This is a genomic window from Nitriliruptor alkaliphilus DSM 45188, from assembly GCF_000969705.1.
GTDB classification, from domain to species: Bacteria; Actinomycetota; Nitriliruptoria; order Nitriliruptorales; family Nitriliruptoraceae; genus Nitriliruptor; species Nitriliruptor alkaliphilus.
Map to the genome: position 1 here is coordinate 4276729 of NZ_KQ033901.1, position 13592 is coordinate 4290320.

15 protein-coding genes are annotated in these 13592 nt (G+C 72.3%); 9 read left to right on the plus strand and 6 right to left on the minus strand.

Annotated features, from left to right (window positions below; all coding sequences use genetic code 11):
* Positions 1–4: 4 nt before the first annotated feature.
* On the plus strand, positions 5–436 hold the full coding sequence (locus NITAL_RS19765; protein WP_052667918.1) for a cupredoxin domain-containing protein: 432 nt from the start codon (positions 5–7) through the stop codon (positions 434–436).
* Here NITAL_RS19765 and NITAL_RS19770 read toward each other — a convergent pair.
* Positions 400–1677: a PucR family transcriptional regulator gene (locus tag NITAL_RS19770; RefSeq protein WP_052669834.1), complete on the minus strand. Its 1278-nt coding sequence runs from the start codon at positions 1675–1677 to the stop codon at positions 400–402. The two genes, NITAL_RS19765 and NITAL_RS19770, sit on opposite strands and share 37 nt — an antisense overlap.
* 94 nt (positions 1678–1771) lie before the next feature.
* Between NITAL_RS19770 and NITAL_RS19775 the strand changes: the two genes are divergently transcribed.
* From NITAL_RS19775 to NITAL_RS19790, 4 genes are all read left to right on the plus strand, one after another.
* Positions 1772–2866: a ferredoxin reductase gene (locus NITAL_RS19775; protein WP_052667920.1), complete on the plus strand. Its 1095-nt coding sequence runs from the start codon at positions 1772–1774 to the stop codon at positions 2864–2866.
* A 52-nt stretch (positions 2867–2918) separates the two neighbouring features.
* Positions 2919–4097 carry a fatty acid desaturase family protein gene (locus NITAL_RS19780; protein ID WP_052667922.1) on the plus strand — a complete coding sequence of 393 codons (1179 nt, stop codon included), beginning with the start codon at positions 2919–2921 and terminating at the stop codon, positions 4095–4097.
* A gap of 151 nt (positions 4098–4248) precedes the next feature.
* Entirely contained in the window at positions 4249–4470 is a 222-nt protein-coding gene (gene vapB, locus NITAL_RS19785) for a type II toxin-antitoxin system VapB family antitoxin (RefSeq protein ID WP_052665410.1), read from the plus strand.
* On the plus strand, positions 4461–4877 hold the full coding sequence (locus tag NITAL_RS19790) for a PIN domain-containing protein (RefSeq protein ID WP_157041978.1): 417 nt from the start codon (positions 4461–4463) through the stop codon (positions 4875–4877). Before vapB ends, NITAL_RS19790 begins: the two co-directional genes overlap by 10 nt.
* Positions 4878–4913: 36 nt before the next feature.
* Here NITAL_RS19790 and NITAL_RS19795 read toward each other — a convergent pair whose 3' ends face one another.
* Together NITAL_RS19795 and npdG are read right to left on the minus strand one after the other, a co-directional pair.
* Positions 4914–5324 (minus strand): DUF6869 domain-containing protein, encoded by a 411-nt coding sequence (locus tag NITAL_RS19795; RefSeq protein ID WP_052667924.1) that lies wholly within the window; start codon positions 5322–5324, stop codon positions 4914–4916.
* Positions 5325–5594: 270 nt separating this feature from the next.
* Positions 5595–6281 (minus strand): NADPH-dependent F420 reductase, encoded by a 687-nt coding sequence (gene npdG, locus NITAL_RS19800; protein WP_052667926.1) that lies wholly within the window; start codon positions 6279–6281, stop codon positions 5595–5597.
* A gap of 136 nt (positions 6282–6417) precedes the next feature.
* Here npdG and NITAL_RS19805 point away from each other — a divergent pair, with 136 nt between their 5' ends.
* Both NITAL_RS19805 and NITAL_RS19810 read left to right on the plus strand, forming a co-directional pair.
* A complete protein-coding gene (locus NITAL_RS19805; protein WP_052667927.1) occupies positions 6418–7329 on the plus strand; it encodes an alpha/beta fold hydrolase in 912 nt (303 codons plus the stop codon).
* The gene (locus NITAL_RS19810) at positions 7326–8948 is read left to right on the plus strand and encodes an L-aspartate oxidase (RefSeq protein ID WP_052667928.1); all 1623 of its coding nucleotides are present in this window, start codon (positions 7326–7328) and stop codon (positions 8946–8948) included. Before NITAL_RS19805 ends, NITAL_RS19810 begins: the two co-directional genes overlap by 4 nt.
* Positions 8949–8958: 10 nt before the next feature.
* On the opposite strand, the gene NITAL_RS19815 is transcribed toward NITAL_RS19810, so the two are convergent.
* From NITAL_RS19815 to NITAL_RS19825, 3 genes are all read right to left on the minus strand, one after another.
* Positions 8959–9636, minus strand: coding sequence for a ferritin-like fold-containing protein (locus tag NITAL_RS19815; protein ID WP_052667930.1), 678 nt, complete (start codon positions 9634–9636; stop codon positions 8959–8961).
* A 60-nt stretch (positions 9637–9696) separates the two neighbouring features.
* Positions 9697–10782 (minus strand): homogentisate 1,2-dioxygenase, encoded by a 1086-nt coding sequence (locus NITAL_RS19820; protein WP_052667932.1) that lies wholly within the window; start codon positions 10780–10782, stop codon positions 9697–9699.
* Between the two features lie 108 nt (positions 10783–10890).
* On the minus strand, positions 10891–11625 hold the full coding sequence (locus NITAL_RS19825; RefSeq protein ID WP_052667933.1) for an IclR family transcriptional regulator: 735 nt from the start codon (positions 11623–11625) through the stop codon (positions 10891–10893).
* A 361-nt stretch (positions 11626–11986) separates the two neighbouring features.
* Here NITAL_RS19825 and NITAL_RS19830 point away from each other — a divergent pair, with 361 nt between their 5' ends.
* Positions 11987–12703 (plus strand): ABC transporter permease, encoded by a 717-nt coding sequence (locus NITAL_RS19830; protein WP_083442258.1) that lies wholly within the window; start codon positions 11987–11989, stop codon positions 12701–12703.
* Between the two features lie 11 nt (positions 12704–12714).
* Entirely contained in the window at positions 12715–13584 is an 870-nt protein-coding gene (locus NITAL_RS19835) for an ABC transporter permease (RefSeq protein ID WP_052667937.1), read from the plus strand.
* Positions 13585–13592: the final 8 nt, after the last annotated feature.

Consider the following 13592-nt stretch of genomic DNA (forward strand, 5'->3'; position numbering starts at 1 on the left):
GGCGATGCCCCTCACGGTCGGGTTGGTGGTCACCGTCGTCACCTACCTGGCGGCCTCGGGTGTCCAGGCGTCGGCCGATGCGAGGGACGGGCAGGTCCTCGGACCCGAGCCCGTCACGGTCACCATCGACCTCGAGCACAGCCGGTTCGTCCCCGACCATCTGACGGTCCGAGCGGGCACCGTGGTCAGCTTCGTGGTCGTCAACCACGACCCCATCCACCACGAGTTCGTCCTCGGTGACGACGAGGTCCACCTGGCCCACGAGCACGGCGACGACCTGGTGCACCCGCCGGTCCCGGGTGAGGTCTCGACCGGCCCGAACGAGACCGGCATGACCTTCTACGTGTTCGACGAACCCGGCACCGTCGAGTTCGCCTGCCACCTGCCTGGCCACGTCGCCTACGGGATGGTCGGCGAGGTCGAGGTCGTGCCCTGAGGGGCCGGTGGCGTCCGTGGCGGGGGTGACGGGACGGCTCGATCGGGCGACGCGAGCGCGACGGTCAGCGCGAGCACCTCCGCGGGGTCGTCGAGGCGCTCGCCGTACAGCTCCCGGACCTGGGTCATGCGGTAGCGGACCGTCTGGGGGTGCACGACCAGATCCTCGGCCACGGCGCTGCGCCGCCCCTGGTGCAGCAGCCAGGACCGCAGGGTGTCGGCCAGGCGGTCGGCGGTGTCGGCCCGGAGGCCCGACAGGGGCGCCAGGGCGCGGCGGCGCAGATCGTCGAGCGCGTCGGCGTCGGCGCCGAGCACGATGGTCGCGAGGTGCTCGTCGGTGTCGAGCGCGGCACCTGCCTCGGGCGGACCGATCAGCTCGAGGGCGCGCACGGCTCGGTGGCACGACGCCGCGACCTGCGACCAGGGTCGGGCGGGCCCGACGACCGCCGCGCGGCCGCGCAACGCCTGGAGGAGGGCCGGGCGGGTGCGATCGGCGTCGGCGACCAGCAGGACGCTGGTCCGTTCGGGCAGGGCCAGACCAGCGACGTCCTCCGACAGCCGCAGCGTGCGCGGGTCGAGCGCCGACACGGTGTCGTGCAGGCGGGCAGCGGGCAGCAGGACGGCGGTCAACGTGTCCGGAGGCGTCCAACCCGCCCGCTCGGCTCGTGTGATCAGCACCTCGGGGGCCTCCCCGGCGACCAGTGCCTGCCCGAGGCGTTCGAGGTAGTGCTCGCGGACCCTGCCGGTGACCGCGAGCTCGTCGGTGTGGCCGGCGACGCTCGCCGCGGACAGCTCGTCGATGTAGGCGAACACGAGCTCCGCGAAGCGGCCGACGGTCGCCGCCGTCAGCCCGCCGGCCACGGCCGTGTCCGACAGCTCCCGCCACGCCACCCGAGCACCGACCCGGTAGGCGGCCAGCAACGCGTCCATGGTCCGGCCGGACCGGGCTTCACCCCGGCCGAGGGCGTAGGCCCCCTCGAGTGCCGCGTTCAACGGGTTGCTCGGATCGGCGTCCTCGGCCTGGGCGGCCAGTCGCAGGAACGCCCCGAGCGCCACCTCGACGGCGTTCTCGATGGTCGCGCCCATCTCACCGCTGAGCGCACCGGCGTACTCGGCGACCTCGGCGGTCAGCGCAGCGACGGTCCGTTCGGCGACCGTGGGCAGCTGCGCCCGGAGGGTGGCCACGACCTCGGGGTCGAGCGACAGCCCGCCGGCGCTGCGGGCGGGTCCGACCGGCGACACGTCGTCCAAGACCTGTTCCCTCCGAACAAACAACTGGCGGATACTCACCCTCTACGGGCAGGACATTAGCCGCCGCGACGGACACACTGCGCCCATGACCACACCTCCTGCTCCCGTACCCACCGTCGCCGCTCGCCTGCGGCAGCGGGTCGCCCGGCTGGCCGAGCTCGCTGCGACCCCGCTGGTGCCATCGGACTACGTCGACCTCGTCGACCCGCTCCGCTCCCCCACCGACCTGCGCGCGCGGATCGTCGCGATCTCGCCCGAGACCCGCGATGCGGTCACGCTCACGCTCGCCCCCGGCCGCGGCTGGCGGCCCCACGTTCCCGGCCAGTACGTCCGGCTCGGGGTCGACGTGGACGGCGTGCGGCAGTGGCGGACCTACTCGCTGACCTCGGTCCCGGACCGGGCCGACGGCCTGCTCACCGTGACCGTCAAGGCCATCCCGGACGGCATCGTCAGCGGGCACCTGGTCCGCCGCGCCCGCGTCGGCGAGGTCCTGCAGCTCGACCAGGCCGCCGGTTACTTCACCCTGCCGACCCCGCTGCCGGGCAAGGTGCTGTTCGTCACCGCGGGCAGCGGCATCACCCCGGTGATGGGCATGGTGCGTTCGTTGCTCGACGAACTCGACGACGTCGTGCTCGTCCACACGGCGCCGACCGTCGACGAGGTCGTGTTCGGCGGCGAGCTCCGGAAGCTGGCCGCCCAGGGCCGCCTCCGACTCATCGAGCGGCACACCGCGACCGACGGTCGGCTCGGGGTCGGCGAGCTGGCGGGGCTCGTCCCCGACCTCGCTGAGCGTGACACCTGGGCCTGTGGGCCGAACGGCCTGCTGGACGCGCTGGAGGAGCACTGGGCCCGCGAGGGCTTCACCGACCGGCTCCACACCGAGCGCTTCCGGCCCACGGTCGCGGCGACCGGCGAGGGCGGCACCGTGCGCTTCAGCCGGACCGGCACGACCGTCGAGTCCGATGGCGCCACAGCCCTGCTCGACGCTGGCGAGGCCGCAGGCGTCCTGATGCCCTCGGGGTGCCGGATGGGCATCTGCTTCGGCTGCGTCGTGCCGCTCCAGGAAGGTGCGGTCCGTGACCTGCGCAGCGGCGACGTGACCACCGCTGCCCCCGGCGACGGCGTGCTGATCCAGACCTGCATCTCCGCGGCGGCCGCCGCCTGCGACATCGACCTCTGAGCGCCGCCGGTCCTCACCCGACCTCCGCCCGACTCCCGATCGAGGAGCACCGATGACCGCCATCCAGAACCTCACCGACGACCCGACGGCGCACCTGAGCGCCGAGGACATCGAGCAGATCGGCCGCGAGCTCGACGCGATCCGTGCGCAGGTGGTCGCCAGCCGCGGTGAACGCGATGCCGCCTACATCCGCGGGGTGATCGAGGCCCAGCGCCGGCTGGAGCTCGCCAGCCGTGTCGTACTGCTCGCGTCGCTGTTCCCGCCGGCCTGGCTGGCCGGGACGACCGGGCTCGCCATCTCCAAGATCCTCGAGAACATGGAGATCGGCCACAACGTGATGCACGGCCAGTGGGACTGGATGCGTGACCCGAAGATCCACTCGACGACGTGGGAGTGGGACAACGCCACCCCGGCCGAGATGTGGAAGCACTCGCACAACGAACTGCACCACACCTACACCAACGTCATCGGCCGCGACAACGACCTCGGCTACGGGATCATGCGGGTCGACGAGGACCAGCGGTGGATGCCCTTCCACCTCGGGCAGCCGGTGTGGAACCTGATCAACGCGGTGATCTTCCAGTACGGCATCGCCGCCTACGACCTCGAGCTCGGGACCTACCTCAAGGGCCGCAAGGACAAGGGCGAGCTGAAGCGCCAGGCCCGGAAGGTCCTCGGCAAGATCCGCAAGCAGGTGACCCGCGACTACGTGGTGCACCCCCTGCTGTCCGGCCCGTCGGCCCTGACGACCCTCTCGGCCAACGTCACGGCCAACCTGGTCCGCAACCTCTGGACCCACTCGGTGATCATGTGCGGCCACTTCCCCGAAGGTGTCGCGACCTTCGAGAAGACCTCGATCGAGGGCGAGACCCGCGGCGAGTGGTACCTGCGTCAGATGCTGGGCGCCGCCAACATCAGCGGTGGACCGCTCCTGCACCTGATGACCGGCAACCTGTCGTTCCAGGTCGAGCACCACCTGTTCCCCGACCTGCCGAGCAACCGGTACCAGGAGATCGCACCGAAGGTCCAGGAGCTGTTCGAGCGCTACGAACTGACCTACGTCAGCGGACCGCTGCCGAAGCAGCTGCTGTCAGCCTGGATGAAGGTGGTGCGCCTGTCGCTGCCCAACGACGGCCTGCGTGGCCTGCTCGACGCCGCCACCTCGACGAGGCCGACGTCGGACCGCGAGGCATCGAAGAGCAGCAGCCGGGCGCTGACGACCGCCGCCTGAGCCACCTCGCTCCTCCGATGACCGGCTGCTCGATGCGTGGCGGCCAGGCGACGACCCGGCTCCGAGTAGAAGACACGGGCGTTGTCCACACGCTCCGCTTGTCGTCGAAGCGCTCCTGATATCATGCGATACCGCCGACGAGGAGCCACGGGTGACCGACGTGCTGATCCGCGACGTTCCCGACGAGGTCATCTCCGCGATCGAGGCGAAGGCCAAGCGTCTCGGTCTGTCCCGGACCGAGTACCTCCGCCGGCAGATGCTGCGTGTCGCGTCGACTTCAGATGAGCCCGTCAGCGTCGAATCGTTCCGCCAGTTCGCCCGGACCTTCGCCGACCTCGCTGACCCTGAGGTCATGCGCGGGGCCTGGGAGTGACCGACTGGCTCATCGACAAGTCCGCCCTGGTCCGTCTCGGCAACGCTACCGACGGGCCGACGTGGGCCGAACGGATCGAACGGGGCCTGGTGCGCGTCAGCACCGTCACCCGGTTGGAGATCGGGTACAGCGCCCGTACCGGAGATGAGCTGCGGTCAGGTCTGCGGCGGCCACCACTGGCCTCCATGCCTGTGGAGTACCTCACGCTAACCATCGAGGACCGCGCCGTTGAGGTCCAGCAGTTGCTCGCCGACCGTGGACACCACCGAGCTCCGGCGGTGCCCGACCTGCTGATCGCGGCGACGGCCGAACTTGCGGGGCTCGCCGTCCTCCACCACGACAAGGACTTCGATCTCATCGCGGACGTGACCGGCCAGCAGCTCGAGCGGCTCCTTCTCGACGAGTAGCTCGCAACGGGCGTTAGCCATCGGTTGCGAAGATGGTTACCGGTCGCTTCGGAGGCTCTCGAGTGCGACTCGAACCTGTTTTGAGGCTCCGTCCAGCCAGGCACAGCGAAGCGCAGCCCGGAACCGTGGATCGCGCCGCCCAGCAAGCACGAACTGGTCGATGAACGCGTTGCCGTGATGGACGGCAAGGTCCTCGACCGGGCCAGCACCGAGCCAACACAGCGCGTCGTCATCCGGCGCGGTCTCGATGAGCAGCATGACCGTCTCCCAGACGGCCTCGGACGGGGTCGCGGAAGGGCTGGTCTGGTCAGCGAGAAACGCTGCGATCGGAACCTCGCTGGCTTCGCGCCACAACCGTTCTGAGCGCGACGCGGCTTCGCGGAACGTTGCGACGTAGCGCCAGTACAGCGCCAGGTCCCCCGCCCCCCAGCCTTCATCCTCTTGCATGGTGGCAGCCTCTCGATGCACGGAGTGTGCCGCAGGGCCGAGCACCCGGCGTCGAACGGCACGTTTGATGAGGGTGGAGTAGCGGCTGCGGGCGTGTTGAGGCGGGGGGTCTCGGCGGAGCGAACGCCGTAGCGGGTGCAGATCGTCGGACGGAACCGACGATCTGCACCCGGTAGACGGTTCCGCGGCCTCCGCGGAGCAAGGATCGGAACGGTTCCCAGCCCAAGGCGCAACCGCCGTGTCGTCGCGGTCGGCACGGGCCGGTTGGGCCTAGAGGCGGGTGACGCGGAGGCCGGCGTGCGAGCGGTGACGCTTGTTCACCGAGATCAGCACGGCGGTCAGGGACTCGAGCGTCGCGGCGAGCCGCAGCGGGCCGCAGTGGACCGCCCGAGCACCCTCGAGGTGGTCGTCGACCAGCGCCGTGACGACGGCGACAGCTGCCTCGTCGTCGCCGCAAAGCAGCACGTCCTCGTCGAGCGGTTCGTCAGCGCGGCGCAAGGTGACCGCCGAGACGGTGTGGAACCCGGCCACGACCTTCGCCCCCGGGGCCGTGGTGGCGAGCAGCTCCGCGGCCGAAGCCGCCCCGTCGACGGTGGCCGGCCGGGGGCCACGCCCGTCGAAGGCGAGCGGGCTGAGGGCGCTGACCAGCACCGTGCCGGCGAGCTGGTCGGCGAGCCCTGCCACCAGGTCCGCGGCGCCGTCGGTCGGGATCGCCGCGACGACCACCGGGTGGCCGGAGGCCACGGCGTTGCCAGCCCCCTCCAGCGACGCGGAACCCGGCGGCAGGGCCGCCCGCAGGTCGCTCGCGGCCTTCGCGGCTCGCTCCGGGTCGCGCGACCCGATCGTGACGGGCAGACCCGCCGCAGCCCAGCGCAGCGCCAGCCCCGCACCGAGCTTGCCCGTCCCACCGAGGATGCCGATGGACGTGGCGGAGGGGGTCGAGGACTCGTCTGGCACCGCGTCGCTCCCGGTCGTGTGCGATGGATGAGGCCCCGGCAGCCTGCCACGTCCCACGTCGCGGACGAACCGGGACCACGGCCCGGGGAACGTCCGGCGGTACCCTGGTCCGCCCGCCCGCCGACCGGAGCTACCCGTGCCACGACCCGCCGACCTCCGGCTCCGCTGGCACCGGACCACCCTCGACGGGCGGACCGCGGTGTACGGCGAGGCCGGGGACGGACCACCGGTGATCTTCATCCACGGCTGGGGCCTGTCGGCTCGGTCGTACGCCAAGGCGCTGCCCCTGATCGCGGCCTCCGGCCACCGGGTGATCGCACCGGCGCTGCCCGGCTTCGGGCGCAGTGACGAGCTTCCCGGCGAGTACACCTTCGAGAAGCTCGCCTACTGGATGGACAACCTCCTCGACCACATCGGCGTCGACGAGCCCGCCGCCCTGGTCGGCCACTCCTTCGGCGGCGGGGTCGCCACCGCCACCGCGTGGCACCACCGCGAGCGCGCCCGCTCGCTGACCCTCGTCAACTCGGTCGGCGGTTCGGTGTGGAAGGACGCGGACGGCCTCGCTGCGCGCTCCCTCGCGGACCGGCCGCTCTGGGACTGGGGTCTGCACCTGCCGGCCGAGTTCCGCCCGCCCGGGCTCGGGGGACGCCGACCGTGGCGCGCCTCGCGCAAGGCGCTGCCCGTGGTCGTCCGCGACATCGTCACCAACGCGTTGACCAACCCGGGGGCCGTCTGGCGCGCCGCCGATCTCGCCCGCCGCGCCGATCTGCGTGACGAGCTCGCCGAGCTCGCCGAGCGGGGCCTGCCGGTCGCCATCGTGTGGGGGGCGGAGGACACCGTCGTGCCCGAGGCGACCTTCCTCGCCATGTGCGATGCCGCCGGCGCGCGCGGTGACATCATCGAGGACGCGGGGCACTCCTGGCTGCTCATGGACCCCGTCGGGTTCGGCGAGGTGGTGACCAACTCGATCGCCGTGCGTGACACCGTCAGCGACCGCACACCCCGCGGTGCCGCGGCGCGCACCTCCCGACTGGACCGGCCCGCGTGAGCCAGCCGGTCGACACCGGCGGGGGTCCGCCGCCCCCGCCCGAGGTGCACGACGGCCGCGTCGACTGCGACGTGGTCATCATCGGTGCGGGGCTCGCCGGCCTCTACGCCGCGGTCGAACTGCCGGACCACCTCGACGTGGTCGTGGTGGACAAAGGCGTCCCCGGCGCGGATTCGGGGTCCTCCCCCTGGGCGCAGGGTGGGCTCGCGGCGGCGCTCGGCCCGGACGACAGTCCGGCCCTGCACGCCGAGGACACCATCCTCGCCGGTGACGGGCTGTGCGATCCGCTCGCGGCCTGGACGCTGGCCCGGGAGGCCCCCCGTCACGTGCGGCGGCTGCTCGAGCTCGGCGCGGTGCTCGACCGTCTCCCGGGCGAGATCGGCTCCTCGGTGCACGGTCCCGATGGCGTCGACCTGAGCACGCTCTGGCTGGCTCGCGAGGGGGGGCAGCGGGTCGCCAGGTCGGTGCGCCGTGCTGACGCCACCGGCGCCGAGCTCATGCGTGCGCTGCGTCTGGCCGCCTCACCCCGGGTCCGGCGGCTGCCCGGCATCGTCCGGAGCCTCGGTCGTGACGCGCTCGGGCGCGTCACCGGTGCCCACGTCCTGACCGCCGACGGCCCGGTCGCCGTCCGCGCCCGCGCGACCGTGCTCGCCACGGGTGGGTGCGGCGGCCTCTTCGCCGCGACGACCAACCCGGACAACGCCACGGGTGACGGCCTCGTCCTCGCCGCCGAAGCGGGCGCCGCCGTGCGCGACGTGGAGTTCGTCCAGTTCCACCCGACCGGGCTCGCGGTGTCCGGAACGTGGCGGTTCCTGCTGACCGAGGCGCTCCGCGGGGCCGGTGCGACGCTCCACGCCGAGGACGGGACGCGCTTCCTGGTCGGTCGTCACCCCGACGCGGAGCTCGCCCCCCGCCACGTGGTCGCGAAGGCCATCCTCGACCAGCCCGGGACCACGGCGTGGCTCGATGCGACCCACCTCGGCGAGGACGTCCTGATCCAGGAGTTCCCCACCGTCCTCGGCGGTGCTCGCCAGCACGGCTTCGACCTCGCCAGCGAGCGGGTGCCGGTGACCCCGGCGGCCCACTACCACGTCGGCGGTGTCCGGACCGACCTCGACGGGCGCACCTCGGTGCCCGGGCTGTACGCCTGTGGTGAGGTGGCATCCACGGGCCTGCACGGCGCCAACCGCATGGCCTCCAACTCCCTCGCCGAGGCGGTCGTGTTCGGTGCTCGAACCGCGGCGGCGGTCGGGCGCGAGCTGCCCGGAGACCTCGGTGACCTCGGGGCCGCCCCCACCTACCGCTCCCACCCGGCCGGCGACACCGCCGCCCGTCGTGCGCAGCTGCGCACGACGATGCTCACGGGGGCCGGGCCGGTCCGCTCCGAGACTGGGCTGGCGGCCGTCGGCGACGAGCTGACGTCCTGGACCGCCGAGCTCGGTGACCCCGCCGAGGACGTCGCCGAGGTCGAACTGCACCACGCCCTGCGCGCCGCGGCCCTCGTGGTCGACGCGGCGCGCCTGCGGACCGAATCCCGGGGCGGCCACTGGCGCGAGGACCACCCGGCACGCGACCCCGCCTGGGACGGCGTCCACCTCGAACGCACCCCCATCACCTGACCACCCGAAGCTAGAGCTCGTCGAGGCCTTCGAGGCCGAGGGCGACGAGGCGGCGCCGGTGGCCCTCGAGGACGGTGATCGCGAGCTGCTTGACGCCGGCTTCGCCGCTGACGCCCTCCTCGGCGGCGTGGTGCTCGACGAGGACCTTGAGCGCGTCGGTGTCGGCGACGACCCCCTGGAAGGCCGTCAGCGCGCGGCCGAGGACGTCGGCGGCGATGTGGCGGGCGCGCTCGGGGGCGTCGTCGTCCACGAGCAGTTCGCGCAGGTGGGCGATCGCGAAGCGTTCGAAGGGGGCGCGGTCGGCGAGGGCACCGACGACCACGACGGCGGTCTCGGGTGACAGCATGGGGGCGAGCGCCCGGCCGAAGTCCGCGGCGATCGGCAGGCCGATCGCGAAGAAGACGCCGGCACCGAACCAGTCGTCGAGCGGCACGCGGTCGAAGTAGGCGTCGAAGTGCGGCTTCTGACGGTCCATGACGGCCGTCGCGAGGTCGGTCCGGGCGGCGAGGTGGTCGCGGAGCGCCTCGTAGGCGCGGTGTTCGCGGACCGCGAGCTCTGCGAGCTGGTCGGCGGCGACGCAGTCGGGGGCGTGGCGGATGGCGCGCGCGGCGGACTCGAACGAGCGCAGCTGGCCGTAGCTGAGCGCGCCGAGCACCTCGACGGTTGCGAGCTCGAGCTCACCCTCCACGCAGCCTCCTCGTGCCGGCGAGGGGCAGCGTAGTGCCCGACGGACGACGAGCCGGACGGCTCACTCCATCCAGCTGGCCCAGTAGTCCGCGAGCTCGACGCCCGCGCCGGCCGGCGTGGCTTCGAGGGGGTGGCGGGTGTCGATCATCACCGCGATCTCGTCGGTGAAGTCCTTGCTACCGGCGTTGGCGACGGCTTTCGGGTGCGGCCCGTGGTGGATGCCCTGCGGGTGCCAGGTGAGCATCCCGGGCTCGATGCCGGCGCGGCTGAAGAAGTCGCCGTGGTGGTAGAAGATGACCTCGTCGTAGTCGATGTTGCGGTGGTAGAACGGCACCTTCAGCGCGTCGGGGGCCGTCTCGAGCGGGCGCGGCACGAAGGTGCAGATGACGGCGTTGCCGGCCACGAAGGTGGTGTGGGCGCTCGGCGGCAGGTGGTAGCTGAACGAGCTCACGGGCTTGAGGTCGAGGGCGTTGAGGGCGAAGGCGGTCAGGTCGCCCTTCCAGCCGACCACGTCGAGCGGGTGGAAGGGGTAGCGGACCGAGGTCAGCTGGCCGCGTTGGCGGATCACGAGCTCGAAGTCGCCCGCTTCGTCGTGCGGGTCGACGTCGGGCACGCGGACCACGGACTCGTCCCAGAGGGCGTGGCGGCCGAGGAGGCCCTTGTCGGGCGGCTCGATGCCGGCGGTGGTGGCGATGGTCAGCAGGAAGGTGTCCGCCGAGGGGGCGAGGCGGAAGGTGGTCCCGCGGGGCAGCACCAGGTAGTCACCGGGCCCGTAGGTGAGCGGGCCGAAGTCGGTCTCGAGCAGCCCCTCGCCGCGGTGCACGAACAGGGTGAGGTCGCCGTCGGCGTCGCGCAGGAAGAACGGCATGGGGCTGGTCCGCGCCCACACGCCGAGCCGGACGTCGTCGTTGACCAGGACGTCGACGGGCAGCGCGCGCTCGTCACCGGCGTCCTCGAGGCTGCGCAGGTCCATGGCGTGAGGCCGCAACGGGCCGTCGATCGAGGTCCAGCCGGTCGGGGCGTTGAGCCGGTACAGGTGCGAGGCCCGTCCGTAGAAGCCACCGCGCCCGTGTTCCTCCTCGACGGTCCCCGGCGGCAACCCGACGTGTGCCTGGGTGGTCGCTCGGCCTCGCACGTACTGCACCACGGTGCTCTCCCTCGCTCCTGGAGGTCACTCTGGCAGCGGACCGCGCGCCGCGCGCGGCCTCCGGCGCACAGCGCACGCCATCGGTTGAGAGGCCGCCGCGGCGTCGCGCTACGTGGCGCGCCGTGGGCGCCAGCCGAGCCGCTCGGAGATCTCGCGGGCGGAGCGCAGCACGCGGAGCGCGATGGTCTCGGGCTCGGGCAGCCGGGCGGTGGGAGCGACGATGCCGACGGCGGCCACGGCCTTGCCGGTGTGGTCGAAGACGGGTGCCGCGACCCCCGACGCACCGGGTTCGAGCTCGTCGCGGGTGTAGGCCACACCGCGTTGCCGGACCGGCTGGAGGGCCGGGTCACGGGCCCCGTCCGGCAGGAAGGCCAGCAGGGCCTTGCCGTGGGCGGCGACACCGAGCGGGTGGCGGAAACCGATGCGGTAGTTGACCTGGACGAACCGGTCCCCCGGCTCGATCACCTCGACCACGACGAGGTCGTCACGGTCACGGACCGCCAGACAGGCGGTCTCGTTGGTGTCCTCCGAGAGGGCCCGCAGCGGCGGTCCCGCCAGGCGCCGCACCTCGAGGCCCTGCGCGGCCCGGACGCCGAGCTCCAGCATCGACAGCCCGAGGCGGTACTTGCGTGTCTCGGCGTCCCGGGTGACGAACCCCTCGGCCGTCAGGGTGTCGAGGAGCCGGTAGAGCACCGCCCGGTCCAGACCCGTGGCCTCGGCGAGCCCCGAGACGGTCGCGCCGTCCCCGTGCTCACCGAGCGCGGTGAGCAGGGCGAGCCCACGCGACAGCGTCCGCGAACCGCTCGATCGGCGGCTGGGCTTGTCCTCGTCCACGTCCACCACGCTTGGCTCCCCTAGATGTCGACACGCGTTCGACCGGCGGGCGAAGTGTGCTGCGCGACCCGCGCACGGTCAAGCCCCCCTCGGCCCAGGCGGCCGATGACCGGTCGGCCCACGCCCCCGTCACCGGATCCGGCCGGCCTCGTTGGTGTGTGCAGCGACCGGCTGTGGAGCCGCCCTCGGGCGGTGGTGGGACCCCCTCAGCCGGCGTCCGGGAACCGGGCGGATCGACCCCGAGCGAAGCGGCTCGGTGGCCGGGAAGGCACGGGACGGGCGCCGGTCACGCTCCCTCGGCTGGTCCGGAGAGGAGCAGCCCGTGGCATCCGTCCGTGCGAGCGTCGCGCAGCTCGGCGGTGTGGCGTCCATGGGTATCGACGGCACCCTCGCCATCCGCAAGGGCTTCCCCTTCGGCGAGTTCATCCAGCAGTGCTGGTTCATCGCCAAGGTGACCGCCGTGCCGGTCGTGCTCATCTCGATCCCGTTCGGCGTCATCATCGCGCTGCACGTCGGCTCGTTCGCCCAGCAGCTCGGCGCGGAGTCGTCCATCGGTGCCGCCATGGTGCTCGCCATCGTGCGCGAGTCGGCCCCCGTCGCCACCGCGTTGCTGATCGCCGGCGCCGGCGGCTCGGCCATGACCGCCGACCTCGGCTCGCGGCGGATCCGCAACGAGCTCGACGCGATGGAGGTCATGGGCGTCGATCCGATCCACCGCCTCGTGCTCCCCCGCCTCGCGGCCGCCTCCCTCGTCGCCCTCCTGCTCAACGGGCTCGTGTCCGTCGCCGGGATCGCCGGGGGCTGGGTCATGGCCGTCCCGGTCCAGCAGGGGACATCCGGGGCCTACTTCGCCTCGTTCACCGAGCTGGCTCACCTGCCGGACCTGTGGTCGGCGATGATCAAGGCGACCCTCTTCGGCTTCCTCGCCGCCTCGATCTCCTGCTGGTACGGCTACTCGGTGGTCGGTGGCCCGAAGTCGGTGGGCGACGCGGTCAACCGGGCGGTCGTGCTGACCTTCATCATCCTGTTCTTCACCAACTTCATCGGGACGGCGTTGTACTTCAACCTCGTCCCGCCGAAGTTCTGAGGGGGATGCCGATGGCCGCTGGAGAAGCCACGCCCACCCGCCTCAGCCCGGGCACCCGCGCGATGCGGACGGTCTCACGGCCGCTCCGGCCGTTCGAGGAGCTCTCGGACCAGATGAAGTTCTGGGGCGAGGCCATCGGCGCCATGCCCTACAGCCTCAAGTGGTGGCGATCGGTCATCCTCCCGCAGATCTCCGACGTCGTCGTTGGCGCGGGCAGCCTCATCGTCGGTGGCGGCATGCTGTTCGTCATCGCCGCGCTGGCCTTCTTCACCGGGACCCAGGTCGGCCTGCAGGGCGTGGCCGCGCTCGACCAGATCGGGGCCCAGGCCTACGTGGGGCTGATCAGCTCCTTCGCCAACGTGCGCGAGATCACGCCGCTGATCGCCGGCATCGCCCTGGCCGCCAAGATCGGCGCCGGCTACACCGCCGAGCTCGGCGCCATGCGCATCTCCGAGGAGATCGATGCCGCCGAGGTCATCGGTATCCGGCCGATCCCCTACCTGGTGTCCACCCGCCTGTGGGCCGCGCTCATCCCGACCATCCCGCTCTACCTGCTGGCGCTGTTCAGCGCGTTCTTCGCCACGAGGTTGATCGTCACGGGCTTCTACACGGTCTCACCCGGCGCCTACGACACCCGACTGGACCTGTTCCTCCCGCCGATCGACATCCTCTACTCGGTCATCAAGGCGGTCATCTTCGTCATCGTGGTCGTCCTCATCCACACCTACTACGGCTTCTACGCCAAGGGCGGTCCCGCCGGCGTCGGCGTGGCCGTCGGGCGCGCCATCCGCGCGTCCATCACCGCGGTCGTCATCCTCAACATGGTGCTCTCGTTGGCCTTCTGGGCAGCCGGCGGCGAGACCATCAAGATCGCGGGGTGACGGTGAAG